The 24,641-nt window shown below is 54.9% G+C and carries 26 protein-coding genes; 9 read left to right on the forward strand and 17 right to left on the reverse strand.

The features are described from left to right. The 3 genes from JLG71_RS12065 to JLG71_RS12075 form a co-directional block, all read right to left on the reverse strand. The gene (locus JLG71_RS12065) at window positions 1-1,224 is read right to left on the reverse strand and encodes an SfnB family sulfur acquisition oxidoreductase (RefSeq protein WP_047723712.1); all 1,224 of its coding nucleotides are present in this window, start codon (window positions 1,222-1,224) and stop codon (window positions 1-3) included. Between the two features lie 272 nt (window positions 1,225-1,496). After that, window positions 1,497-2,135 (reverse strand): CatA-like O-acetyltransferase, family 1, encoded by a 639-nt coding sequence (locus JLG71_RS12070; protein ID WP_025105858.1) that lies wholly within the window; start codon window positions 2,133-2,135, stop codon window positions 1,497-1,499. Window positions 2,136-2,165: 30 nt separating this feature from the next. Continuing rightward, window positions 2,166-2,549, reverse strand: coding sequence for a VOC family protein (locus JLG71_RS12075; protein ID WP_200914241.1), 384 nt, complete (start codon window positions 2,547-2,549; stop codon window positions 2,166-2,168). 93 nt (window positions 2,550-2,642) lie between these two features. Here JLG71_RS12075 and JLG71_RS12080 point away from each other — a divergent pair, with 93 nt between their 5' ends. Further along, entirely contained in the window at window positions 2,643-3,413 is a 771-nt protein-coding gene (locus JLG71_RS12080) for a DeoR/GlpR family DNA-binding transcription regulator (RefSeq protein WP_004851588.1), read from the forward strand. Between the two features lie 13 nt (window positions 3,414-3,426). Here JLG71_RS12080 and JLG71_RS12085 read toward each other — a convergent pair whose 3' ends face one another. After that, the gene (locus JLG71_RS12085) at window positions 3,427-4,056 is read right to left on the reverse strand and encodes a LysE family translocator (protein ID WP_014229623.1); all 630 of its coding nucleotides are present in this window, start codon (window positions 4,054-4,056) and stop codon (window positions 3,427-3,429) included. A gap of 224 nt (window positions 4,057-4,280) precedes the next feature. Here JLG71_RS12085 and JLG71_RS12090 point away from each other — a divergent pair, with 224 nt between their 5' ends. Together JLG71_RS12090 and JLG71_RS12095 are read left to right on the forward strand one after the other, a co-directional pair. Beyond that, window positions 4,281-4,916 carry a carbonic anhydrase gene (locus JLG71_RS12090; RefSeq protein ID WP_004119381.1) on the forward strand — a complete coding sequence of 212 codons (636 nt, stop codon included), beginning with the start codon at window positions 4,281-4,283 and terminating at the stop codon, window positions 4,914-4,916. 106 nt (window positions 4,917-5,022) lie between these two features. Beyond that, window positions 5,023-5,829, forward strand: coding sequence for an MBL fold metallo-hydrolase (locus tag JLG71_RS12095; RefSeq protein ID WP_200914243.1), 807 nt, complete (start codon window positions 5,023-5,025; stop codon window positions 5,827-5,829). 22 nt (window positions 5,830-5,851) lie between these two features. Here JLG71_RS12095 and JLG71_RS12100 read toward each other — a convergent pair whose 3' ends face one another. Continuing rightward, window positions 5,852-6,736, reverse strand: coding sequence for an SDR family oxidoreductase (locus JLG71_RS12100; protein WP_064377232.1), 885 nt, complete (start codon window positions 6,734-6,736; stop codon window positions 5,852-5,854). Window positions 6,737-7,109: 373 nt separating this feature from the next. On the opposite strand from JLG71_RS12100, the gene JLG71_RS12105 reads away from it, so the two are divergent. Both JLG71_RS12105 and JLG71_RS12110 read left to right on the forward strand, forming a co-directional pair. Next, a complete protein-coding gene (locus JLG71_RS12105) occupies window positions 7,110-7,502 on the forward strand; it encodes a YdeI family stress tolerance OB fold protein (protein ID WP_200914248.1) in 393 nt (130 codons plus the stop codon). 21 nt (window positions 7,503-7,523) lie between these two features. Then, entirely contained in the window at window positions 7,524-7,673 is a 150-nt protein-coding gene (locus JLG71_RS12110) for a hypothetical protein (RefSeq protein WP_004851580.1), read from the forward strand. Between the two features lie 37 nt (window positions 7,674-7,710). Here the strand turns inward: JLG71_RS12110 and JLG71_RS12115 are convergent, their stop codons facing one another. From JLG71_RS12115 to JLG71_RS12135, 5 genes are all read right to left on the reverse strand, one after another. After that, window positions 7,711-9,321 (reverse strand): FAD-NAD(P)-binding protein, encoded by a 1,611-nt coding sequence (locus JLG71_RS12115; RefSeq protein WP_142274057.1) that lies wholly within the window; start codon window positions 9,319-9,321, stop codon window positions 7,711-7,713. 182 nt (window positions 9,322-9,503) lie between these two features. Beyond that, a complete protein-coding gene (locus tag JLG71_RS12120; RefSeq protein ID WP_102803294.1) occupies window positions 9,504-11,078 on the reverse strand; it encodes a carbohydrate porin in 1,575 nt (524 codons plus the stop codon). A 118-nt stretch (window positions 11,079-11,196) separates the two neighbouring features. Beyond that, window positions 11,197-12,594: a PTS transporter subunit EIIC gene (locus JLG71_RS12125; protein ID WP_025105851.1), complete on the reverse strand. Its 1,398-nt coding sequence runs from the start codon at window positions 12,592-12,594 to the stop codon at window positions 11,197-11,199. A gap of 7 nt (window positions 12,595-12,601) precedes the next feature. Further along, window positions 12,602-14,269, reverse strand: coding sequence for a glycoside hydrolase family 13 protein (locus JLG71_RS12130; RefSeq protein ID WP_224385049.1), 1,668 nt, complete (start codon window positions 14,267-14,269; stop codon window positions 12,602-12,604). 43 nt (window positions 14,270-14,312) lie between these two features. Then, the gene (locus tag JLG71_RS12135; protein ID WP_004851570.1) at window positions 14,313-15,311 is read right to left on the reverse strand and encodes a LacI family DNA-binding transcriptional regulator; all 999 of its coding nucleotides are present in this window, start codon (window positions 15,309-15,311) and stop codon (window positions 14,313-14,315) included. 354 nt (window positions 15,312-15,665) lie between these two features. On the opposite strand from JLG71_RS12135, the gene JLG71_RS12140 reads away from it, so the two are divergent. The 4 genes from JLG71_RS12140 to JLG71_RS12155 are packed head-to-tail and all read left to right on the forward strand — an operon-like array spanning window position 15,666 to window position 18,168. After that, a complete protein-coding gene (locus JLG71_RS12140) occupies window positions 15,666-16,169 on the forward strand; it encodes a hypothetical protein (RefSeq protein WP_064374881.1) in 504 nt (167 codons plus the stop codon). 9 nt (window positions 16,170-16,178) lie between these two features. Further along, window positions 16,179-16,625, forward strand: coding sequence for a DUF421 domain-containing protein (locus tag JLG71_RS12145; protein WP_025105847.1), 447 nt, complete (start codon window positions 16,179-16,181; stop codon window positions 16,623-16,625). A 12-nt stretch (window positions 16,626-16,637) separates the two neighbouring features. Continuing rightward, entirely contained in the window at window positions 16,638-17,156 is a 519-nt protein-coding gene (locus tag JLG71_RS12150; protein WP_064357270.1) for a 2-oxo-tetronate isomerase, read from the forward strand. A gap of 22 nt (window positions 17,157-17,178) precedes the next feature. Then, window positions 17,179-18,168 carry an SDR family oxidoreductase gene (locus JLG71_RS12155; protein ID WP_014229616.1) on the forward strand — a complete coding sequence of 330 codons (990 nt, stop codon included), beginning with the start codon at window positions 17,179-17,181 and terminating at the stop codon, window positions 18,166-18,168. On the opposite strand, the gene JLG71_RS12160 is transcribed toward JLG71_RS12155, so the two are convergent. The 7 genes from JLG71_RS12160 to JLG71_RS12190 form a co-directional block, all read right to left on the reverse strand. Beyond that, the gene (locus tag JLG71_RS12160; protein WP_064381203.1) at window positions 18,165-19,790 is read right to left on the reverse strand and encodes an alpha-amylase family protein; all 1,626 of its coding nucleotides are present in this window, start codon (window positions 19,788-19,790) and stop codon (window positions 18,165-18,167) included. The genes JLG71_RS12155 and JLG71_RS12160 overlap by 4 nt on opposite strands. Before the next feature lie 8 nt (window positions 19,791-19,798). Continuing rightward, window positions 19,799-20,809 (reverse strand): cytochrome d ubiquinol oxidase subunit II, encoded by a 1,011-nt coding sequence (cydB, locus tag JLG71_RS12165; RefSeq protein ID WP_025105844.1) that lies wholly within the window; start codon window positions 20,807-20,809, stop codon window positions 19,799-19,801. Beyond that, on the reverse strand, window positions 20,809-22,212 hold the full coding sequence (locus JLG71_RS12170; RefSeq protein ID WP_014229613.1) for a cytochrome ubiquinol oxidase subunit I: 1,404 nt from the start codon (window positions 22,210-22,212) through the stop codon (window positions 20,809-20,811). Before JLG71_RS12170 ends, cydB begins: the two co-directional genes overlap by 1 nt. A 62-nt stretch (window positions 22,213-22,274) precedes the next feature. Continuing rightward, window positions 22,275-23,156 carry a manganese catalase family protein gene (locus JLG71_RS12175; protein ID WP_046878485.1) on the reverse strand — a complete coding sequence of 294 codons (882 nt, stop codon included), beginning with the start codon at window positions 23,154-23,156 and terminating at the stop codon, window positions 22,275-22,277. A 19-nt stretch (window positions 23,157-23,175) separates the two neighbouring features. Further along, window positions 23,176-23,682: a ferritin-like domain-containing protein gene (locus JLG71_RS12180; RefSeq protein ID WP_009653688.1), complete on the reverse strand. Its 507-nt coding sequence runs from the start codon at window positions 23,680-23,682 to the stop codon at window positions 23,176-23,178. A gap of 32 nt (window positions 23,683-23,714) precedes the next feature. Continuing rightward, a complete protein-coding gene (locus JLG71_RS12185; protein ID WP_014229611.1) occupies window positions 23,715-24,212 on the reverse strand; it encodes a YciE/YciF ferroxidase family protein in 498 nt (165 codons plus the stop codon). A gap of 88 nt (window positions 24,213-24,300) precedes the next feature. Then, on the reverse strand, window positions 24,301-24,486 hold the full coding sequence (locus JLG71_RS12190) for a con-10 family general stress protein (RefSeq protein WP_004136767.1): 186 nt from the start codon (window positions 24,484-24,486) through the stop codon (window positions 24,301-24,303). Window positions 24,487-24,641 lie beyond the last annotated feature (155 nt).

Here is a 24,641-nt window from a genome sequence, read left to right on the forward strand (position 1 = left end):
TCAGTTCCAGTCATGGCGTTGCGGACGAATGCCGTTGAGCACCCAGTTGCCCAGCAGCTGATATTTCCAGCGCACCGGGTCGTGCAGGGTGTGGACGCGCCCGTTGCGCCAGTGGCGATCAAGATTGAGGGCGATGCTGGTCGAGCGAGTGCCGCTAAGCTCAAACAGGCGGCTGGCGGCTTCCAGCGCCGCTTCGGTGGTAAAGACCTTGGCGCGCGCCACGGCGATAGACGCCTGGGCGACGTTATCCTCGCTCAGATCGTATTTATACCGGTCGAGCACCTTCCCGGCCCGCTCCAGCAGCGCGTCGGCGGCCGCCAGGCGGCTGTCAAGCTGGCCTATCTGATAGATAGTCAGCGGATCTTCGCTGGCGCGCTCAACGCCGGCATCAATCCACGGCCGGGCGAATTCGCTGACAAAGCTTACCGTATCGCTAAGCGCCGCGCGGGCGATCCCCAGATCGATGGCGGCGGTGGTGAGCTGGGCAAACGGCCCGGCAAGGGTTGGCGTCGCGTAGGATTTCCACGTCGGGAACAGGTGGAAAGGCTCGACGGCCAGATCCTCCGCCAGGACCGTCCCGCTGGCGGTGGTGCGCTGGCCGAGGCAGGCCCAATCGTCGATGACCGTCAGCCCTGCAGATTCGCGCGGAACAAACGCCAGCTGCGCGTTATTCTCCGCATCCAGCGCCAGAATGCCGATCCAGTGGGCGTAAAGAGATCCGGTGCAGTATCCTTTACGACCGGTGATGCGCAGACCGCGATCGCTGGCCTCCAGGCGGGTGCGGATATCAAGCACCGTCTTACCGCCGGTCTCAGAAAGGGCATTGGCGAAGCGATAGCCTTTCAGCACCTGAGCGAAGAAAAAGGCCTGCTGCGCTTCGCTGCCCTGCAGACGAATATCCTCCAGCAGGCAGTAGTGGTTCTGCGGGATTTGCCCCAGCGACGGGTCGGCGGCGGAAATAATCGCAATCACCTGAGCCAGCGTCGCGGCAGAAACCTCGGCGCCGCCCCACTGCCGCGGGACGGTAATCCCCCACAGGCCGCTGTTGGAGTAGGTATCGATAATCTCCGGCGGCACGCTGCCGCTGCGATCGCGTTGCGCCGCGTCGGGCTGCAGTACCGCCGCGATCTCATGGGCGATGGCGATCGCTTCGTCATCGCTGCGGATAACGTATGCCTTTGGCGTCTGGCGGGTATAGCGAAGGGTTAGTTTTTCGTCGGGCATAGTCACATCTCACGGTTCAATAAACGGTATATGCAAAAAATAACTATCTAAATAGTTAATAATTCCTGTGGGTTATATGACAGCTAAAGCAAAGGCTATGCCAGAACGCATTTCATTTTTAATGTTTATTAATCAGTGAGATAGGTTTTGTGGAAAGCGCGCGGGCTGCTGCAATTGCAACCTGAGGCAACCCGCGTGTTGGATTTGCAGCAGCGCAGGGAGGGGAAGCCACCCCGGGAAAGGTCGGGGCAGGGGAATGACAGGGACGATATTTATTCTGCCTGCCAGAGGGTCTCCGGCTCGGCGAACCCCTCTTCGACTCGGGCAAAGAAGCGGCTGGCGTGCAGGCCGTCAACAAAGGCGTGATTGAATTTGCCCGCCACCGGGATAATGCCGTTTTTCAGCTTGCCCCAGGTGAGGGCGGGCACCGCCGCGCCGACGTAATACTCCGCGTGAGTGATGGCGCTGAAATGCAGCCACGGCAGGCAGCTGGCGCAGAAGAAATTCTCGCCGTTGACGATAAGCGGCGCCGGCGCGGTATGTTTCGCCGCTTCAATGTTCGGCGTGGCGGCATGGCTGAAGGCGGCAAAATCGGCGGCGTTGTCGCACCAGACCTGGCGAAAGCCTTCCTGGGCGGTCATCACCGGCGTCATTACCGCCAGCTGGTCATATTCGATAATATCGTCGCCCAGCAGCCGCTGTTTCAGCTGCGGCACCCCGTTCGCCGCGCGAACCAGGGCGTAGAGCGCCAGCTGGAAAAACGAGACGCCGCGATCTTTCGCGCACTCATATAGCCGCTGCGCCTCGACAGGAACGCAGAGATTAAAGCTGGGGTTGGCAAAACCGCGATAAAAATCAAAATGATCTTTACGCGGCCAGTTTTGTTTGTCGATTACGCGATAGTTGGCCACGGGCGTCTCCTGTTGAGTCAGTGCCTGATACTATGCGACGATTTCAATCAGGTTGCCATCGGGGTCTTTAATCACCGCTTCATAATAGCCATCGCCGGTGGTCCGCGGCGGCGAGACCAGAATCCCCTGCGCGGCGGCGCGGTTTGCCAGCGTATTGACCTTTTCAGCGCCGCCAACGGTAATCGCCAGGTGTACCCAGCCGGTGTGGTTGTTATCCGCCGTCTGCGCGACAAGCCCCGGCTTGGTCATCAGCTCAATGGCAATGCCGTTGCCAATCTTGACAAAAAAGGACTCAAAGCCCGGGTTGGTTTGGCTGCAGTACTTCTCATTAATCTCGCCGTCGAAGAAGGCCACCCAAAAGCGGGCCTGTTGCTCAAGCTGGCGGGTCCATAGGGCGATGTGGGCAATTTTCATAGCAAACCTCTTTATAGGGTGTATTGACAGTCAGGGGCTGAATGCACGATCATGCACTTTGTTGCTCGATAAAGATTTTATCAGGAGTTATTTGTGCTCGATTATGCTGCTTTTCCTAAACAACGACAAGCGCTTATTTGCCAGATCCTGCAAGAGAACGGCAGGGTGGTTTGCGCCGAACTCGCCAGCCGCCTTAACGTCTCCGAGCATACTATTCGCCGTGATTTACATGAACTTAGCCGCGAAGGGTACTGTAAAAAGGTCTACGGCGGCGCGGTGATGACCCTGCCGGAGGCGGGGGACTATAGCGAGCGCAAAGAGAAAAATACGGCGACAAAAAGCAGGATCGCGCAGAAGTGCGCAAAGCTGGTGAAGCCCGGCGGCTGCATTTTTATCGATACCGGCACCACCAACCTGGCGATGGCGGAAGCGCTGCCGGCGGAGCTGGCGTTAACGGTGGTCACGAATTCTCCCGAGATCGCTGCCGTACTGCTCAAAAAACCGCTGTATGACGTGGTGATGCTTGGCGGTCAGATCCAGCGGGCCAGCGGCGGCTGCGTGGGCGCCTCCGCCGTGGCGCAGATTCAGGGCATGCTCTTCGATCAGGGATTTATCGGCGGCTGCGCCATGGCGCCTGAGTCCGGTCTGACGGGCTTTGACTACGCCGACTGTGAATTTAAAAAAGCGGTGATAAAACAGTGCAGCGAAATCATCGTCGGCCTGACCTCGGACAAAATCCCGGCGGTGGCGCGCTTTGTGGTGGTCGAAAGCAGCGCCATTGACGTGCTGGTGGTCGAGGAGAATATCAGTCGCGAATATCGCGACGCGTTTAGCGAACACGATATTCGTATTTATACCGTTTAAACGGTTTGCTGACCTACTTTGACAGCGAAGTGGCAATCAGGCGCAGGCCGAGCGCGCCCAGCACCGTGGCGGTGACGATATCGATCTTACGCTTCATGCGCAGGTAGACGCTGCGCGGTCGCGCGGAAGAGAGCACCAGGGCCACCAGCGAATACCAGCTGACGTCAATCAGGAAGCTCATCAGCGGCACGATATAGTAAAAGGCCAGCGGGATACGCTCCGGCAGCAGGGCGGTAAAAATAGAGGCGAACACCAGCGCCGTTTTTGGGTTGCTGAGCTGGGTATAGAGGCCATCGCGGAAGGTTTTCAGCAGGGAATGTTCCGCCGCCATGCCGCCTGCCGCAAAATCCATCGGCTGCGCCGCGCCGCGGTAGATTTTATACCCCAGCCAGAGCAGATAGAGGCCGCCCGCGACCTTCAGGCCAATAAACATTTCCGGCACTGCCGTCAGCACTTTTTGCAGCCCCATCATGGCCATAATCGAAAAGATAGCCGCCCCCGTCCCGGTTCCCAGCGCGGTGACCAGACCATGCATCCTTGAGCGCGCAACGGCGTTGCGGGCCACGTAAATAAAGCTTGGGCCGGGGCTGATCACGCCCATAATGAGTACGGCGGCAATGGCCATCAGGCTGGATAAAAACATAAACGCTCCTGGTTGATGTTGAGCGCTAAAGTCGCATCCGGCTCCCGCTCATGATTGTTTCACCGTCAAAAAATAAACAATCTTTAGCGCGCTGTCACCCGACTTTACGGCGCGATGTTTCATCGCCTGTTCGAATAACGATTCCCATTTCGCGCGTCGGTGATAAACTGGCTAAATGTGATCTTTGTCATATCGTCATTAAAACAGAGAAAAGAGACACTGCTATGCAACATATCATTGAGGGCTTCCTCAACTTCCAGAAAGAGATTTTCCCGCAACGTAAAGAGCTCTTCCGCAGCCTGGCCTCCAGCCAAAATCCTAAAGCGCTGTTTATCTCTTGTTCCGATAGCCGCCTGGTGCCGGAGTTGGTGACCCAGCAGGAGCCGGGCCAGCTGTTTGTGATCCGTAATGCCGGGAATATCGTGCCCTCTTTCGGTCCTGAGCCGGGCGGGGTTTCCGCGACGATCGAGTATGCCGTCGTGGCCCTGGGCGTGACCGATATCGTCATTTGCGGCCACTCCAACTGCGGCGCGATGAAAGCCATCGCCACCTGCCAGTGCCTGGACCCCATGCCTGCCGTTTCCCACTGGCTGCGCTACTCCGATGCGGCGAAAGCCGTCGTGGAGAAGAAAACCTGGGCCAACGAGACCGATAAAGTCAACGGTATGGTGCAGGAAAACGTTATCGCCCAGCTGAACAATATTAAAACCCACCCGTCGGTTGCCGTGGGTCTGCGGGATAGCACGTTGCGTCTGCACGGCTGGTTCTACGATATTGAAAGCGGTGACATTCGCGCGCTGGATAAAAACAGCAAAACCTTTGTGTCGCTGTCGGAAAACCCTGACGTTTATTTCGAATAAACTTCTCTTTCAGGGCACGGAAGCCCTGAGATGCTCACCTCCTGCCATAAATTTCCTGTCTGCCATACTCATTACGGCTTCCTGAATGATTTCTTAAGGAGAAGTGATGATTAAGCTGTGCGCAACCTGCGGGACGTCTTATGACGATCGCGGCAACACCCTGAACCATTGTCGTATCTGTGAGGATGAACGCCAGTACGTCCCGCCCAGCGGGCAGGTCTGGATCAATCCAGACGATCTGAGCGAGACGCATACGAATACGTGGCAGCAGCATAACGATCGGCTGTTGAGCGTCAGGACGGTACCGAAATTTGCAATCGATCAGCGCGCGTTTCTGCTGCTCACGCCGCAGGGGAATATTCTCTGGGACTGCATCGCCAATCTTGATGCCGCCAGCAAAACGCTGATTACCGCCCTGGGCGGGATAAACGCGATCGCCATCTCCCATCCTCATTACTACACCACGATGCAGGACTGGGCCGACGCCTTTAATGCGCGAATTTATCTCCACGCCAGCGATCGCGAATGGATTATGCGCGATAGCTCGGCCATCACGCTATGGGAAGGAGATGCGCTGGAGATCCTCCCGGCGGTGCGGCTGCTGCGCCTGGGAGGCCATTTCGCCGGAGGAACCGTTCTGCACTGGGCGAAAGATGACGGTATTATGCTGGCGGGCGATATTATCCAGGTGACGCCGGGGGCGCGCGCCGTTTCGTTTATGTGGAGCTATCCCAATTTGCTGCCGTTGGCGGCCGCCAGCGTGGAGAAGATCGTTGAACGTCTGGGCGATACGCCTTTCGGGGCGCTGTACGGCGCCTTTAAGGGGCAGAACGTCCCCAAAAATGCCCGGCAGATCGTTCTGGACTCAGCGCAGAAATACCTCGCCTGTCTTAAGACGACGGCGCACCGCTGAGAGGCGCGCCGCCGCGCGGGATTTACAGCACGCCGTCGCCGCCGTCGGAGCACCATACCTGGCCGGAGGTGAAGGAGCAGGCATCAGAGGCAAGGGTAACGTACAGCGGCGCAATCTCTACCGGCTGCCCGGGACGCCCCAGCGGCGTATCGGCGCCGAACTGACGCACCTTCTCATCCGGCTGGCCGCCGCTTGACTGCAGCACCGTCCAGTAGGGACCGGGGGCGACCGCATTTACCCGGATACCCTTCGGCCCCAGCTGTTTGGCCAGCGATTTCGTGAACGCCACCAGGCAGGCTTTGGTTTGCGCGTAGTCCAGCAGGATGGGGCTCGGCTTAAAGGCCTGGACGGATGAAGTATTAATAATCACGCTGTGTTCTTTAAGATGTCGCAGGGCGGCTTTGGTGATCCAGAAGGCCGCATAAACGTTGGTTTTGAAGGTGGCGTCAAAGTCGGCGGTAGTGAGTTCTTCCAGTGATTCGCAATATTGCTGGCGTCCGGCGTTATTGACCAGAATATCCAGCCCGCCGAGTTCGCTGGCGGCCTGTTCCACCAGGGTTTCGCAGAAGGATTCGTCGCGCACATCTCCCGGAATCGCGACGGCTGTACGTCCTTCGGCCTGAATCAGGGCAATCACGGTTTCCGCATCGGACTCCTCTTCCGGCAGATAGTTTATCGCCACATCGGCGCCTTCGCGGGCGAAGGCGATCGCGACCGCGCGCCCAATCCCGGAATCGCCGCCGGTAATCAGGGCGCGTTTACCGGCGAGCCGACCGGAACCGACATAGCTCAGCTCACCGTGATCCGGCTGCGGCTTCATCTCTTCGGCAAGACCCGGAGGCGATTGCGGCTGGTCAACAAAGGGGGGACGGGGATACTTCGCGGTATTGTTAGCGTTGTCGCTCATACTGACCTCCTCGTGTTAAAAGAGTAAGCGTAGTTGCCTGGTCAGCCTGCCGTGGAATATTGAAGAATAATTGAACGGCTTCGCTGTTATAATTTTGGCGCTTTGATTCCTCTCCCATCGGTAATTTACTGATTGCCGGGAAACTTTTCAAAATGAGAGGCACCAGCGGCGTTTGGCATTTTAGGATTATTCTATCGCAAGCCTGACGGTATATTTAGCGCCTTTTTAATGCTGTCCGGCGCGCATATTTACGCGGGCGGTGAAGTCGTTAAAAATATTTCCCGGGCGACTCATTAGGTACGGAACTTGTGAAAATGAACATCAGCAACCAGACTTATTAAGACAAGACAAAAATATGCCGGAGGTATGGTTGATGAAAAAATTACTGCCCGTTATTTTCTGTGCGCTGATGGCTCAGGGCGTTTATGCCGCGGACGACGGGGGATTTAAAAAAGATGCCGCTCCGCCGCCGCCGCATAAAATTGACGATGGCTACCGCGGGACGGAGGACGGACGAATTATGACCGTGCGCCAGGCCCTGGAAATGCACGATGGGGCAACCATCTCATTACGCGGCAATCTTATCGAGCAGCACGGTAACGACCGCTATAGCTTTCGCGATAAAACCGACACCATCGCAGTGGTTATCCCCGCCGCGGTTTTTGATGGCCGCGAAGTGAAGCCCGATCAGATGATCAGCATCAACGGCAGCCTCGATAAAAAAATGACGCCGCCGGTAGTGCGGGTGGACCGGATCCAGAAATAACCGCTCAAGCAGGAGGAATTGATGTCCGTACAGCATCCAGCCGACCCGGATAAGCGGGGCCGTCATCCGTCGAAAGAGGACCCGCGCGAGCAGGGGGAAGTGCCGCGTAAAAGAGACGACAGCGAAGATCATAAAAAAGATCCCTGGCATCCCCAGCCTGAAAAGCGTTAACAATAGCCGCCCGTCAACGGGCGGCTATTTTTCTTTCCTACAGATCGAGCGGGGACAAACGCCTGCGCGAGCGGCTTGCCGGCTGGGATATCGCTTTCGCTATCGCCGCGCCGATCTCCGCGCAGGCGGTGATACCCTGAACGAAAGGCTGGTCGTGCATCAGCCAGGGAATGGCGGCGAACGCGATGCGCCCGCGTACTTCGGGTGGTTCCCGCAACGTATAGTCGTCTCCGACCTCAGGAATCTCTTCTCCGGTCGCCAGCAGCTGCTCCCTTAAATGCGGGAAGGGAAGATCTTTATTTTTCAGTGGCTTTTGCCCTCTGGCATCAATAAACACATCAAACGTATAGCGATTTTGTTCGCTGGTAATCACCGTTTTTTCCTGCTCTACCGCCATCTCATAGTCATGCCCTAAGGCGAGAATACTGATGACGCCCGCTTCGCGCAGCGCCAGCAGCCGGCGGATAGACTCCGAAGGAATGGCGGCATAGCAGTCGATAAAGACCCGCGCAAGGCCATTTTTGAAACGCTCCCGGTCATGGTCATTAAGGTGAGGCACCATCGCCTGAACGGCTTCATGCAGCCGCAGGATCGCGTAGCGCCAGGGAACCGTATATCGCGCGCGCTTGTTGCGCTCAACTTCTTCAAGGTTATCCAGCGCCCAGTGGAACGGATTATGCTTCTGGCGTTTAGCAAACCACGCCTCGCTGAAGCTGTCGGCGTTAAGGCTGTGAAGGGCGATATTTTCGCTCCATAGGGGGTCGGCAAGCGTGATTTCCTGCGCCACCAGCTCAAAGACGCGATCGAGCAGACCGTCGCTGCCCGCGGCGATGGCTTGTTCCATCGCGCTTTCGCTGACGATGCTCAGCGGCTCCCAGGGAATGGGGCAGTAAAAATCCGCTTCCGGCAAAATGCCGGAGCGCGACATCAGCACGATGCTTAGCGCCTCGCTTGCCTCGTCCAGCCTGAAGGCGAGGGCGTCATCGTCAGACCCGATAAACCGACCGTGCTGGACGGCGACGGCCATCGCGGCGTCAATTCCGCTTAGCGAGGTGCCCATAATGCCCACCCGGCAGGGGGGAATGCTGGCCTCCATGAGGCCAGACCACGGGCTGGGAAACCAGGTGCGGGTCGACTCTTCTTCATCGGGCCAGACGTGTCCGGTGGCGATCACCGCGAGGTCAAAGGCTTCAGCGACCGGCTCATCCTCGACCCACAGTCTGACCCCTTCTTCGGTCGCCTGCAGGTCGCTGACCCGGCAGGACTCATTGACCCGGATGCGAAAGCCCTGCTCCCTGGCCTCTCCGACCAGCGCAAGAAACTGGTCGCGAAAGTATTCACCCAGCAGGATGCGCGGTAAAAATTGACGATCGTGCAAAGCGTCGTAATCCACGCCATAGCGCGCAAGGTGCGTCCTGCTCTGGGCTTTCAGCCAGTCGAGATAGGTGCTCTGAATGGGGGGGATTTCAATGCTGGCGATATTGGCCAGCATCATGCGCGAATTCTCTTCATCGCTGTAGGGCATGCCCACGCCCGCTTCCTCGGCCTGCTCGTAAATTGACACGTCCAGCGGCTCGCCCTGTTTGAGTAATGAGAACAGGGTATAAATTCCGGTTGGACCTGCGCCGATAATGGCAATTTTCTTCATAATGACTGACCCGCCGTTGTTGTTATCACATTTGTTGTCGGTGGCCTTCCGCCAGTTGAAAAGCTCCACGATAGATCATTTCCGGGTAACGGAAATCTGGCCCAATAATTGTGGTTCAAAATGAGGAAGAGGGCCAATTACTGGCGCGCCTCTTCCTCGGGGTTAGTCAAAGAGGCAGGCTTTCAGAACCAGGTTTCGAGCTGGGCGCCGAAGAATAACGTCCCCGCGCTATGGTATCCGGCGCTGCCGAAGGTGTCCGTCGAGGAGTAGTCATCCAGCGATTTGTCCCAGCGCATCCAGGTGGCAAAAAAGCGGATTTCCGGGCGTTCAAAGAAGTCCGTCACGTTCTGCATCTTGAAAGTAGGAGCAAACGTCAGCTTGTAATAGCTGCCGCTGGCAGCTCTGTTGCCATTAAAGCCTTTCGGATCGATATCCATATACTGATAGCTGGTTTCGTACTGCAGGGCGAAGTTCTGATTAATCTGCTGAATTATTCTCGCGTTCAGGGTCACCCAGTCGTAATGGTCTGAATCGATATAGCGGCTATTGCTGCTTTGGGCGACGATCAGCGGCGCGAAGCTCAGCCTGTCGGTGAGGGACGTTGTCCCGTAAGAGGCAAACTTGACGGTCCATGCCGGGTTTATCAGATAGCCGTCGGAGCCCGGGCCGCGAACCTCCGCTCCCAGCGCGCGGCCATAAAGCAGGGCCGTTTTGGTACTGCCGGGACGCAGGCCGTAGAAGCTGTCGCCATGGTACGCCAGCATGGTGTTGAACCCCTGCGAGGCCGCTTTATCCGACGCCAGGCCATCGTTAATGCGTTTATCGTTGTCCTGCGAGTATAACCCGTTGAGCATCCACTGCCAGCTGTCCAGCCGGTTATTCAGCGAGAAGGTGTAGTTTTGAATATAGGTGTTATCCGCGCCGGTCATGTTGTTATATTCAACGTTGTCCATCGTATCGATATCGTTGAAATTACGCCCGTATACGGCGAGATTGGTTTTGATATCGCCCCACAAGTTCACGTCATAAATACCTGCGCCGGTACCGATTAAATTCATCATATCGGAATCAAGCCAGTGAATATCAAAGTTATCCCGGTCTTCACGCTTGCCGGCCCACAGCGTGGCCTGTTTAAATGCGCCGCTAAACGAAGGCATATCGCTCATTTCGACAAACGCCTGCCGTACGTTCATCTGACCGTTGAATGAACTGTCGGTATTATACGTTTTATCCCACTCGGCGATTTTCATGTAATAACGCAGCTGGCTGTTATTATCATATTTTCGCCGGTAGTTGATATCGGCGGTTACGTAGGTATCTGATTCATTGCCCAGGCGCCCGACGCTGCCGCCGGTACTGCCCGCAGGCGTCAGAGAGGGGCCTGCGGTGCTGGTGGTGCCTTTGCTGGTCAATATTCCGCTGCGCGCGTAGCCGCCGAATTTAATCTCCCGATCCTTCTCTTGTGCGATAAGAGGCTGCGACGGTTTACTTTTTATTCGCGCCAGGTCTTGCTCGGTTTGCTGTTCGACAAACTGTAATCTTTCTTGCGCGCGCGCCGCGTTTTTTTCGGCGCTGGCCGCTCTTTTTTCCGCAGCGTCTATTTTTCGCGTCGCATCCTGTAATTGGATGCGCGACTGTTTTAATTCGGCCTCAAGCCTTTCGAGTCGGGCGTTAATTTCATTCAGGGTCGTATCCGCCGCAGCGGCGGATGCTGGCAAAGCCAGCGCGCAGAGCGTAAGCATATAGGCTTTCATCATTAATACCTGTACAGGGGTAGCTGTGCTCTGGACGCGCGGGCGCAGAGCACAGGTTACTGTGCCATTAAAATGGGATGTTTATTGGGGTGTTAAATTAATAGTTGGGCTTTATTTTTTTTCAGGCCTCTTTGGTCGCTTTATCGGTTTTGACAAAAATGAACGTGATAATAAAGGCAAAAATAAAGACCGCGAGTCCGACGGTAATATAGGTAACAAACTGATAGCGATCGTAGAGATACATCAGCGGCGACAGCAGGACCGCCAGACCGTATGAGTTCGCTTTTATCGACAATAGCGACAGCACCATGCCGCCCAGCGCCGAGCTGGTGAGCATCACCATTATCGCCCGTAGCCCGGATTGCATCACGATACCGAATAAAGCCGGTTCCGAAACGCCTAATAGCTGAGTAATGGTCGCGGAAATCCCGGCGGTTTTAAACGCGATATTTTTCGCCTTCAGTGAAATAGCCAGACATACGGCGGCGTTGGCAAAGCCGTACATCGCGCACACCGTAATTAATGGATTAAACCCGGTACCGGCAATCAGCGAGGTTTCAATCATAATAAACATATGATGCATCCCGGTCATCACGGCAATGGGATAGATGAAGCCGATTAACAGACCGCCAATACCCGCAGGCAACGTCAGAAATTGCTGAATAGCCATCACGGCATAATGTTCAAACGCATGCACCAGCGGCCCTAAAACCAGTAAAGCGATGGCCACCGCAATCAGGATGACGATAAACGGCGTAAAAATCAGATCCATCGAGTTGGGCATCACCCGGCGGAAAAAAATTTCCAGCTTAGCGCCGATAATGCCGGTGATCAGGGCGGTCAGAATAGACCCCTGATAGCCGACCAGAGGAATAAAACCCAATACATAAATTGGGCTGCTGTTGCCGTACGCCACGTCATAGGCGTTCGGCAGCGCGGGGGAGACCAGCATCAGGCCGATTAAGAAGCCGATAATTGGCGTACCGCCAAATTTCTTAAACGCCGACCAGCAAATAAACGCCGCCAGAAAGGCGAAAGCGGTGTCGCAAAGCACCGTGGTCAGCGTTTGCAGCGCCACCGGAACCTGATGAACGCTGCCGCCAAACCACGCCTGGACGGTATCGTTAAAAATGACCCCCTTCAGGCCGAGAAACAGGCCGGTGGCCCCGAGTACCGGGACAATCGGCACAAACACGTCTGATAAATTGCGAATTCCCCGCTGTAACCGGCCCGTACTCTGCTTCGTCATTTCATCCTTGCTGATTTCGGCAACCTGGAATTCGTTAACAAACGCCTGGTAAACCTTATTGACGATCCCGGTTCCGAGGATTATCTGATACTGGCCAGCATTAAAAAATACGCCTTTGACTTCGCTAATATTGCGGATTTTATCATCATCAATTTTCTGTCGATCTTTTACCTGTAAACGTAAACGGGTGGCGCAGTGGGTGGCTGAGGCAATATTTTCCTTGCCGATGATATTCACGATCTCAACGGCGATATTTTTATAGTTGTTCATATTTGACTCATTCCTTAACGAGAAGGGTTTGATAGGGTTTCAGGGGAGTCTCAGCGTCGGCATAATTATTGAGGACAATCTCACCCGCCGGGAGCGTAAAGGGCAGAGGCTGTGCGCTTAAATTGGTTATCGAGATAAAACGCTCGGTCGCCGTTCTCCGTTCGTAGGCAATGATGCGATCGTCAACGTCTTCTATGGCGGCGAATGAACCATAGATCAGCGTTTGCGGATAGTGCTTATTTCGCAAGGCGATCATCTTTTGGTAAAACGCGAATACTGAATCCGAATCGTTTATCTGGCTTTGCGCGTTGACGCTGAAGTCAGCTGCGGAAAACGCCAGCCAGGGCCGCGCGCCCCGGTTAAATCCGCCGTTGGCGCTATCTGACCACGGAAAGGGCGTTCGCGAATTGTCCCGCGAGCGCTGGTTGATAAAGCCTAACGCCTGCTGTTCAGAGAAACCTTCCGCCAGGGCGCGGTGGTAGTTATCAATACTGGAAATATCGTCAAATTCCGCGATCGATTGTCGGCGGAAATTTTTCATCCCCAGCTCCTGGCCCTGATAAATAAACGGCGTTCCGGCCATAAAGAAGTACATCGCGGCCAGCGCTTTGGCACCAACGTCATTTTGATAATCCGCGTCGCGGATGAGCTTGGACAGCGCGCGGGGCTGGTCGTGGTTTTCAATAAACGTCGTTCCCCAGCCGGCCTGGCAAAAGGCCCGTTGGCTGGCAAATAGCGCCTCCCTGAATTCGCGAACGTTCCAGTCGCGCTGCTTAAACCATTCAGAACCGTTTTCGACATCAATATCGGCGGCGTGAAAATCGAAAATCATATTAAAGTAGCCGTCTGGCCCAATATAGCTGTCGTACTCTTCCAGAGGCACGCCCGGCGCTTCGCCCACGGTTACGCAGCGGTGACGACGGAAAGTGCGCTCTTTTAGCTCATGGAGAAAGTGCTCGATGCCCGGACGGTTGCGCGATTTCGCTTTAATCGATGCCAGACCATCAATACCGTCTGCGGGCAGAGAGGCGTAGTCCTGATCTTTTTTAATAAAGGTAATTGCATCGATGCGAAAACCGGCGATGCCTTTATCCAGCCACCAGTTAATCATGGCGTAGATTTCCTCGCGCAGCTGCGGGTTTTCCCAGTTGAGATCCGGCTGCTTTTTATGAAAAACGTGCAGATAGTAGCACTCCTCGCCAGCGACTTTTTCCCACGCGCTGCCGCCAAAAATCGATCGCCAGTTATTGGGCGCGCCGCCCGCCGCGGCGGGTTTAAAGATGTAATAATCACGATATTTCGATTGAGGGTCGGCCAGCGCGGCCTGAAACCAGGGGTGTTCATCGCTGGTATGGTTAACCACCAGGTCGACCATTACCTCAATGCCCAGCTCGCCAGCCTGTTTAATCAGGTTATCAACGTCCTGCATCTGGCCTAAATCGGGATTCACCGCATAGTAGTCCGCGATATCGTAGCCGTTATCTGCTCCCGGCGAGCGGTAGAACGGCGAGACCCAAATCAGGGTGATGCCCAGCGTTTTCAGATACGGCAGTTTAGCGATAATACCCGGGATATCGCCAACGCCATCGTTATTGCTGTCATAGAAGCTTTTTGGGTACACCTGATAAATAACCGATTCTTTCCACCATGCGCTTTGTTGTGATTGATTCATCATTTCTCCTGAGTATGAAATCGATACCATATTGAGTGAAAAAAAATTACGCCGAGGCTCTGATAACCAGTTCCGATTTCAGGTCTTCCTCGTCATAGCGATACTGCGTGTGGTTGATCAGGGACAGCAGGCGTTCTACAGAGATGCGGCCCAGCTGCTCAATGGGCTGGCTAACGGTAGTGAGCGGAATATGCACCATCTCCGCCACGGGAAGGTTATCAAAGCCCATGACCGCCAGTTCGCCGGGAACGCTGACGCCGTGGGCCGATAGCGCGGAAATCAGGCCGCAGGCGACCTCATCGCTGCCGGCGAAAATCGCATCGGGACGTTCGCTTTTCGTCATCTGCAGAATTTGCTCAGCCAGGCGCTGCCCGTCGCGCCAGGTGTGGACATGACGAAAAATAAACCGCTCGTTAACCGCCTGCTGTCCGTCTTGCATAGCGGCAATAAAGCCGCGGTTCCTTCTGCTGCCGTGGCCCTTTTGCTGGAATGCGCCACCGGTGGAGTAGGCGATTTTTTTATACCCTTTGTTAAGCAGCCAGCTGACGGCGTTATAGGTTGCCAGTTCATCGTTCATTCTGACGACGGGCAAAGTGGTATTATCTATGCTGGTGTTGCACAGCAGGATAGGGCCATATTTCTGATATTGCTCAATGACGTCTTTGTCACTCTCTACGGCGCATAAGATCAGCCCGTCGATGATTTTTTTCTTCAGCAGATCGAGACAGTTTTCTTCTTCGCCCGCGCTATTGTGGTTCTGGACGATCAGCACCGAATAGCCGTTTTTTCGTGCCGTAACTTCAAGGGCGTCGACCAGGCTGGCAAAAAAAGGGTTGGTTATCCTTGAGATAAGCACGCCAATCCGGTGGGTTTTCACCCCGCGCATCTGCTGCGCGACGGTGCTCGGCTCGTAATCCAGCTCTTTCATGGCCGCGAGGATTTTTTCCTTTTTATCTTCAGAGATATAAGGATGATTGTTGAGGAAGCGGGATACCGTCGTGACCGACAGGCCGGCTTTTACAGCGACGTCTTTTATGGTTGCCATGGTTCTTATGAAATCGATATCACATGGGCATAAAATATTTTCGCGCAGGAGCCGGGTCAACCTCATTTTTATAAAACATGACCTGACTCACAATAAAGTTAACGACACGCCTGCTGAGCGGTACGGATGTTGTCGCGGGCAACGGCCTAAGCTCGAGACAACATCCGTGCACCCGCCGCGCTAAATGGAAACATCTTCCTCCGGATGGAGGCGGGGGAGATGCTCAACGAATAACAAGCGAGATGTCCCGTTTAGCTATTATTCCGGCTTTGGCGCGACGAACTTGACATATTAAACCGGGTTGCTATTTCTTAAACTGGCGCTCCGATAATAAGCGCAACGGTGAGGTGAAAAATGGCAAGTGAAAAAAAGAGGCTGCCCGGGATTAAAGAGAACGAATTTTTTCTTAATTTTGAATGCGCTGCCCGCCAGATAGGCCTCGGAATATTATTGGCGATCATACTGGCAGCCCTTTGGGGACTCTTTTCTGGAGGCTATTTTAGCACTGCCGAAAAAACAACTGCGCAGCGCAATTTAACGGTGGCCTATGACCGCTTCGGTCGTTTGCAAACTGAATTCAGGTTAAAGATTACCGCCCATCCGCGGGTCGCGGATAAATATATTTTTAGCCTTGGCGGTGATTTTACCTCTTCTTTTGAACCAGGCAGTATCTGGCCCCGGCCAGACAGGATGTACAGTCAGAACGACCGGCTCTTTCTGGTCTATAATGATTTGAAAAGCATGAATAATTTTTCCATATGGCTCTACGTTACGCCCACCCGCCCAGGTAAGTTGAACCACTCTTTGCAGCTAAACGGCGAACCCGAAATCCGCTTCTGGCAATTTATTTATCCTTAGGAGGATGCGATGGAGATGGTCTTGCGTGCGTTAGCGATATATTTAATTTTGCTGGTGGTGTTTAAAATCGCCGGCCGCCGGGCGCTATTACAAATGACCAGCTTTGATCTGATTTTATTACTTATTATCAGCGAGGCTACCCAGCAGGCGCTGCTGGGGAACGATTTTTCGGTGACCGGCGCAATGCTGACGATTATGACGCTGGTGGTCGTGGATATGCTTTTCGGATTAATGAAGAAATATTCCGCTGGCGCAGAGTCAGCGCTTGATGGTTGCCCGGTGATTTTAGTCGAAAATGGCGTGCCGTTAATTGACAAGCTGAAAAAAGTGGACGTCTCCTGTGATGATATTCTGGTCGCCGCGCGGCAGAATCAGGGTATTACGGAATTAAGTAAAATCAAATATGCCATACTGGAACGGAATGGCCACATTTCTATTATTCCTGCTGAGAGTTAAAAAGGTCTTTTTATGTCAAATAACCCTTATAACCAGGCGAAAACCACCGGCGAGTTGACTAAACAGGTCGCCAGCGCGCTGATTGACCGTCGTTTACGCTTAACCACCGCGGAATCCTGCACCGGCGGTAGCCTGGCGGCAGCGCTGTGCGCGGAAGCGGATACGGCCGCATTCTACGATATTGGCTTAATCACTTTTAGCGATCGGGCGAAACAGCAGCTTCTCGACGTCAACGCCTCAACGCTGGAGAAATATAGCGCCGTCAGTCGGCAGACCGTTGAAGAGATGTCCACCGGCGCGCTGGCGCGTTCCGGGGCGGATATCAGTATCGCCATTAGCGGATACGCGGGGCCGGACGGCGGCGATGACGGGACGCCTGCGGGGACCGTCTGGTTCGCGTGGAATTTTCGCGGCAGTATCGACGCGCATAAAACGCTGTTTTCCGGCGAGTGCCAGGATGTTGTGGAGAAAGCCGTGCGCTATTCACTGGCGATGCTCATCGAGAAACTGCCCAGCTGGCAGAGCGCATAACGCTTTTATTGCGGAGGTTTATATGGCAGTCATGGCGATCACTGGCGGTACTGCGGGAGTCGGTAAAGCAACGGCCCTGCGCTTTGCACGGGCAGGCTATGACGTCGGCATTATTGCCCGCGATGGCCGAAGCCTTGAGGCGACGAAGCAGGAGCTCCTTCGTTGCGGCGTTCGGGTGCATACCGTGCAGGCCGATGTGGCAAATGCCGATGCGCTCTTGACCGCCGCCGGCGAAATCGAAAATCGGCTCGGGGCTATCGAGGTATGGGTCAATAACGCGATGTGTGCGGTGCTGGCGCCTTTCAGAGCGATGACCCACGACGAATTTAGACGGGTAACCGAGGTCACCTACCTCGGCTACGTCAACGGGACTCGCGCCGCGCTGGCGCTGATGACGCCCCGCGATCGCGGAGTGATTATCCAGGTTGGCTCCGCGCTCGCCTATCGCTCCATTCCGCTACAGTCCGCCTACTGCGGGGCAAAGGCCGCGATTCGGGGTTTTACCGATGCGGTGCGTACGGAGTTGATGCATGAAAATAGCGGCGTGAGTATTGCGATGGTACAGATGCCGGGGCTGAATACGCCGCAGTTCGAGTGGGCGCGCAATAAGTTTGCCTGGGCGATGCGCCCGGTGCCGCCCGTATTTCAGCCGGAAGTGGCCGCCCAGGCTATCTTCAACGTCGCGCGCCGGCCCGTACGCGAACTCTGGGTAGGGAGCAGCACGATTCAGTCCATTATTGGGCAATTTCTTTTCCCGGGCTTCCTTGACCGGCTGATGGTCAAAAAAGCGTGGGAAGGGCAAATGACCCGGCGCTTGAATGCCGACGACCGTCAGGACTATCTCGAACAGCCGGTCAGCGGATTGCATAAAACGCACGGGCGTTTTTCCTCTGAGGCGAAATATCGCGCCACCGCCATCACTTCCGGCGTGCCGGGAAAAGCGCTGCTGGGCGGCGCGGCAGCGGCGGGGGTACTTTTAGCAAAATGGTTTATCTCGCGTAAAAAACGCTAACGCAGCGCGCTACTGTTGGTCCAGAACCATCGATAGCCATATGCGCTAATCTCCAGCTTAGCCTGCTTACCGGGAGTGAGGGCGTCCGCGTAGGTTTTGTCGGCCAGGCAGGGCGTCCACACCGCCGCATAGATCCCTTTCGCGGTAAAACGCAGCGGTTTATCACTGAAATTAAGAAAGGCGATGACGCTGCGCTCGTGGTCATCGTAGCAGATCCCGAGAATCGCCTGCCGATCGGTGCTAATGATGCGGAAAGGCGCAACGGCGATTTCCGGGAATTCTGACCGCGTATTGGCGATATCAATAATACGGTGCAGGAGAGAATGGCGGTGCAGCAGGGAATCAGCGACGTTGACTTTCTGATAGCGAAACGGTCCCCGGTCGATCATGGGAGCCACAAACGTCTGCGGATCGGCTGCGGAGAAGCCGCCGCCCGCTGAACCGGCCCACTGCATCGGCGTACGCACCGCGTAGCGCTCTTCCAGCGCCAGGTCGTCACCCATGCCGATCTCATCCCCGTAGCGCATGATCGGTACGCCGGGCAGCGAAAAAAGCACGGCATGACAGAACGCCAGCCGCCGCCGGTCGCCATTCAGCATGGGCGCCAGCCGACGACGAATACCGCGCTGATAAACGTTCATCTCCTTATCCGGCGCGAAGGCATCCAGCACGGTCTGCTTGTTCTTGTTACCGATCCCTTCAAGATCCAGTTCATCGTGGTTGCGCAGCCAGTTTGCGAAGCAGCAGGCGTCAGGAGGCACCACCATTTTCTTGATGGCGTCGATCAGCGGGTGGGCGCTCTGGCTGGCGAGGCTGACGTAAAAATATTTGTTCAGCCAGAAGTTAAGTACCATATTAAGTCGGTTATTATCGCCAAAATAGTCGCGATACTGCGCCACCTCAACGTCGACTTCGCCGAGCAGTATGGCCTGCGGATTATGTCGTTCAACCAGCCGACGCAGATGTTCCAGGAGCCATAGCCCGCGTTTCTCCTCGCCGCGTCCGGCCTGTTTCGTCAAATGCGAGGCGGCATCCAGACGAAAGCCGGAAACCCCCAGCTTCAGCCAAAAGATAACGATATTTTCGACCTCTTTGATCACCGCGGGAGAGGCCAGATTGAGATCGGGTTCATGGCGGTAAAACATATGGCGAAAATATTGCCCGGCTTCGTCATCCCACGACCAGATGCTCTCTTCGACGCCGGGAAACATGGGCGGCGTATCGTCATCATCGCTATCTGCCCACAGATAATAGTCGCGGAACGGCGAGCGACGGCTGCGCCGCGCTTGTTGAAACCATGGGTGAGCGTCGGAGGTGTGCTGGATCAGCAATTCAATAATAACCTGCATGCCTAATTCGCGGGCCTGCTCGATAAAAGCAATGATATCCGCCAGTTGACCAAATCGCGGATCGACCTGCAGATGGTCGCTGACATCGTAACCCTCATCCAGAAACGGCGTCAGGTAGAAGGGCGTTATCCAGATCACCGTCGCGCCCAGCCGGCGAATATAGCGCAGCTTCGCGGCGATCCCGGCGATATCGCCGCAGCCATCGCCGTTAAGATCGTAAAACAGCGCTGAATCAATCTGATAGATAATGGCCCGCGTATGCCAGTCAGCCATAGCCCACCTCAGTGATAGCCTTCATTTCCGGAAACTTTGCCGCGGAATACGTAGTAGCTCCATGCGGTGTAAACCAAAATCACCGGAATGATAAGCAGGGTTCCTACCAGCATAAATAGCTGGCTGGCCGGCGGCGCGGAGGCTTCCCACAGCGTGATATGCGGAGGGATGATATTGGGCCACAGACTGATGCCCAGGCCGCTGAAGCCGAGAAAAATAAGCCCAAGCGTCAGGAGGAAAGGGCGGGCGTGGCTTGCGGGATGAGCGCTCAGGCGCCAGATCCACAGGCTAAAGACGAGTACCAGAATGGGAACGGGCACAAACCAGTAGAAATTAGGCAGGGTAAACCAGCGTTCAGCAACGGACGGCCAGCCCAGCGGCGTCCAGACGCTGACCACGGCGATAACCGCCATCAGCGCCAGAAGCGTGTGACGGGTCAGCTCACGCATGCGCTGCTGCAGCGCGCCTTCGCTTTTCATGATAAGCCAGGTGGTGCCGAGGAGCGTATAAGCCACCACCAGCCCTAAGCCGCAGAACAGGCTAAAGGGCGTCAGCCAGTCCAGCGCTGAGCCGATGAACCTGCGGTCGGCAACCTCAAAGCCGCTGATGACCGCGCCCACGACTATCCCCTGGCTAAAGGTAGCCAACAACGAGCCGCCCACAAATGAGTAATCCCAGAATTTTTGATGAGAGGGGGTGGCCTTAAAACGAAATTCGAAGGCGACGCCGCGAAAGATCAGGCCAATTAACATGGCGGTGAGCGGAATCGTTAGCGCATCGGTGATGACGGCGTAGGCCAGCGGAAAGGCGCCGAATAGCCCCGCGCCGCCCAGCACAAGCCATGTCTCATTGCCGTCCCACACCGGGGCGACGCTGTTCATCATCACGTCGCGCTCGTTGGCGTTGGGCACAAAGCTGAAGACGATTCCGATGCCGAGATCGAAGCCGTCCATAACGATATACATCAGCGTGGCAAACACTATGATGACAAACCAGATAACGGGGATATCGATGCCCATTAGCGAGTCTCCTCTTCAGGCACGGCCTCTGCGGCGGAAAGGGGGCGAGCCGGCGTACCGGAGGTTGTCGATGTCAATTCGCTGACGGGCTGAGGCCCTTTCTGAATCAGCCGGATAATGTAGTAATAACCTACGCCAAACACCGAACAGTACACCACGATAAAGACCAGCAGGCTGACGATCATTTGCGCTGTGCTGTGGAGAGAGACCGCATCCCGGGTGCGTAATAAACCATAGATGACCCAGGGCTGGCGTCCCGCTTCGGTCGTGATCCAGCCGGCCAGCAGCGCCAGCAGCCCCGCCGGCCCCATCGCCAGCGCAAACCACTGAAAGGCGCGGGAGTGAAAAAGACGCTGCCGGTAGCGAAGCCACAGGCTCCATACGCCGAGGGCAATCATCAACACGCCCATGCCGACCATGATGCGGAAAGACCAGAAGACGATAAGCGAGTTTGGCCGATTCTGCGGCGGAAAATCTTTCAGCGCCGGGACCTGCTTGTTCAGGCTATGGGTGAGGATCAGGCTGCCAAGCGCAGGGATTTCCAGCCCGTATTTGGTGCGCTCTTCATCCATATCGGGCACGCCAAACAGCAGCAGCGGGGTGGCTTCTCCGGGTTTGTTCTCCCAGTGGCCTTCTATGGCAGCGATTTTTGCCGGCTGATGTTCAAGCGTGTTGAGCCCGTGCATATCGCCAACGATAGCCTGAACCGGCGCGACCAGCAGGGCCATCCACATCGCCATGGAAAACATTTTACGTATGGCCGGCGTATCATTGCCCCGCAGAAGATGCCAGGCGGCGGAGGCGCCGACGAACATCGCGCTGCTGAGAAAAGCGGCAATCGCCATATGGGACAGACGATAGGGGAAAGAAGGGTTAAAGATAATCGCCAGCCAGTCCTGGGGAATGACATGACCGTTTTCAATGGTAAAACCCTGCGGCGTCTGCATCCAGCTATTTGACGCGAGGATCCAGAAGGTTGACATCAGCGTGCCCAGCGCCACCATGCAGGTGGTGAAGAAGTGCAGGCCGGGAGGAACTTTGTTCCAGCCAAAGAGCATAACGCCTAAGAAACCGGCTTCGAGAAAAAAGGCGGTGAGCACTTCGTAAAGCAGCAGGGGACCGGTAATACTACCGGCAAACTGTGAGAAACCGCTCCAGTTGGTGCCGAATTGATAAGCCATGACCAGGCCTGAAACCACGCCCATCCCGAAATTAACGGCAAAAATTTTCAGCCAGAAATTATACAATGAGCGCCAGACGTCATCTTTTGTCCGCAGCCACATCCCCTCCAGCACCACCAGATAGCTGGCCAGTCCGATGGTAATCGCCGGAAAAAGAATATGAAAAGAGACGGTAAATGCGAACTGCAGCCGAGCCAGATTAAACGCGTCGAGTTCAAACATATTCCGGACCCCATCACAGAACACCCCCCCGAATTGAGCAGGGGGAAGTGATTAACAGCAGGTTATCGAGGACCAGGGCTTTTCTTGCCTGCGCCGAGCTCTGCGCCGGTCAGAGGATCGCCATCCGGATCGGATTGGGTCCGTTTCGCCATGGTTTTCGCCAGGGCCTTTTGTTTGGCCGTTAGCTTAACGCTGGCGCCACCCTCTCCGCCATCCACTGCAGGCTGTGGATTTGCCACATATTCGAAGTGCCTATCGCTATTCCAGCTACCGCGAATGTCGTCGCCCTCTGACATATTGTAGTAGGTGCTGGCGTATTCAGGGACGGGCGGTAATTTTCCTGGCGGATAGTTATTTCTGATGGACTGGAGCGCTTTTTCGAAAGAGAGCTGATGAGCGGCTTCCCGGGTCATCAGAAAGGCCAGCGCATCCTTCACTCCGGGGTCATCAGTGACGTTGATCAGGCGCTCATAAATGATTTTGGCCCGCGCCTCGGCCGCCACGTTGGAGCGTAAATCCGCGGTTGGCTCACCAATCGTATCAATATAGGCAGCGGTCCAGGGCACCCCGGCGGAGTTGGTCAGCGGCGTGCCTGCGCCATATAGCAAAGAGGTGATATGGCTGTCGTTACCGTTAGCGGTAAGCGAGCGGTACAGGTCGGCTTCGTTTTCCGCGCCTTCCGCCAGGGCGCCTTTGGCCCCTTTATTGAGCATGCCAACCAGCGAGCCGATAATTTCAAGGTGGCTCAGCTCTTCGGTGGCAATGTCCATCAGCATATCTTTACGGCCCGGATCGTCATCGCTCAGGCCCTGAGTAAAATACCGGCATGCGGCGGCCAGTTCGCCCTGGGGACCGCCGAATTGTTCCAGAAGAAGGTTCGCCAGTCCCGGATTCGGCTCGGCGACCCTTACGGTATACTGAAGCTGCTTAACGTGTCGGAACATAGGCTCTTATCCTTATTGCTTATTTTTTCGCTTCAACGCCTTCGGCTTCAGAGCGCAGAAGGAACTCTTCCGTTGTTTGCGGAATATGTTTCAGCAGCCAGTCGGCCATGGCCCGCTCTTCTGCCAGAATCGATTCGATGGCGGGGATTGAGGCGGTGTCGCCGGCTTTATTCGCGGCGGCAAGCAGGGAGGTATAACAGGCAATTTCAAACTGCTCAAATACATAACCGCTAATTGACCCTTTAACGATTTCATCGGAAGGGAACATCCCGCCAATGGATTGGCCCAACGCGGCCATTTTGCTCATGGAATCCTTCAGCACCGAGCGTGATATATTATTACGATCCAGAATCTCCTCCAGTACCGTAATTTGGCGTTTGGTTTCAGTTACGTGCTGTTGAATTCTGCTGCGCAGGTCAGGATAATTATCGATGCGGCTCGCCATGGATTCCAGCATAGATTCTGCCTGTTTTTCCATTGCATGCGCATCGCGTAGCCAGTCGTGATAATGTTCAAGATAATTCATAATCAACTCCTTAATATTGGTTTACCATCTGGCTATTTATTTTGGGCGTCTTTATTAATATTGCCGACCGCCAGGTCAGTTAATTTAAGGTCGGTTGATTTTTCTTCTTCTAACGTTTCCGCTAAAAGTTTAACCGCTTTTTTATAGCCAAGCTGTTCTGCTAAAGTGGCGAGAGTGCCGTAGCTGGCAATTTCATAATGTTCAACCTTTTGCGCAGCGGCAATTAATGCCGCATCCCGCACTTCATTTTTCTCCGTGCTCTCAATAACTTCGTTAGCTTCTTCAATCAGCCCCTCCATGGCCACGCATTTCATCCGTTTAATTTTGATATCAGGCTCTTGCTCGACAATTTGATCGATACGTTCAATTTGCCCCTGAGTCTCCTCCAGGTGGGCCTTGAACGCGGCGCTAAGCTGTTCGCTGGACGCCGCTCTGGCGAGTTTCGCCAGGCCGCGGGTTAATTGTTTTTCTGCGCTATATGTATCCGATAAAAGATGAATAAAAACGTCTTCTATGCTCTTCATATTCATATTAATTACCTTTATAAACGGAGAATAACTGCGAGTCCGCAGACTCGCAGGTTACTCTTTTAGTTACAAGAGAATGAGGCGATTAATATCAGGAATTATCAGATTTACGCCCGCCGCCATGGCTATTTTGGCCGCCTTTCTTTCCGGCCTCAGATGCGCGCTGCGGATCGTTTTTAAAGTTACCACCGCTGTGCTGACCGCCTTTACGTCCTGCTTCAGATGCTTTATCACGGTCTTCAGCGAAATTACCGGAACCACCACGATGTTCTGCCATATTTTCATACCTCTGTTGTTGAGTTTATGTCAGGAAGATACGCTTCAGGTACGTATCCGTTGTCGTTCAGAAATTAAATTTAGTCGTTATTTTTGAACAGTCAAACCGGTTTGTGGTGATATTTTTTGAAATACTCTGAATTGCGCTGCTGTTAC

The organism is Klebsiella michiganensis, from assembly GCF_015139575.1.
In the GTDB taxonomy this organism is placed as follows: Bacteria; Pseudomonadota; Gammaproteobacteria; order Enterobacterales; family Enterobacteriaceae; genus Klebsiella; species Klebsiella michiganensis.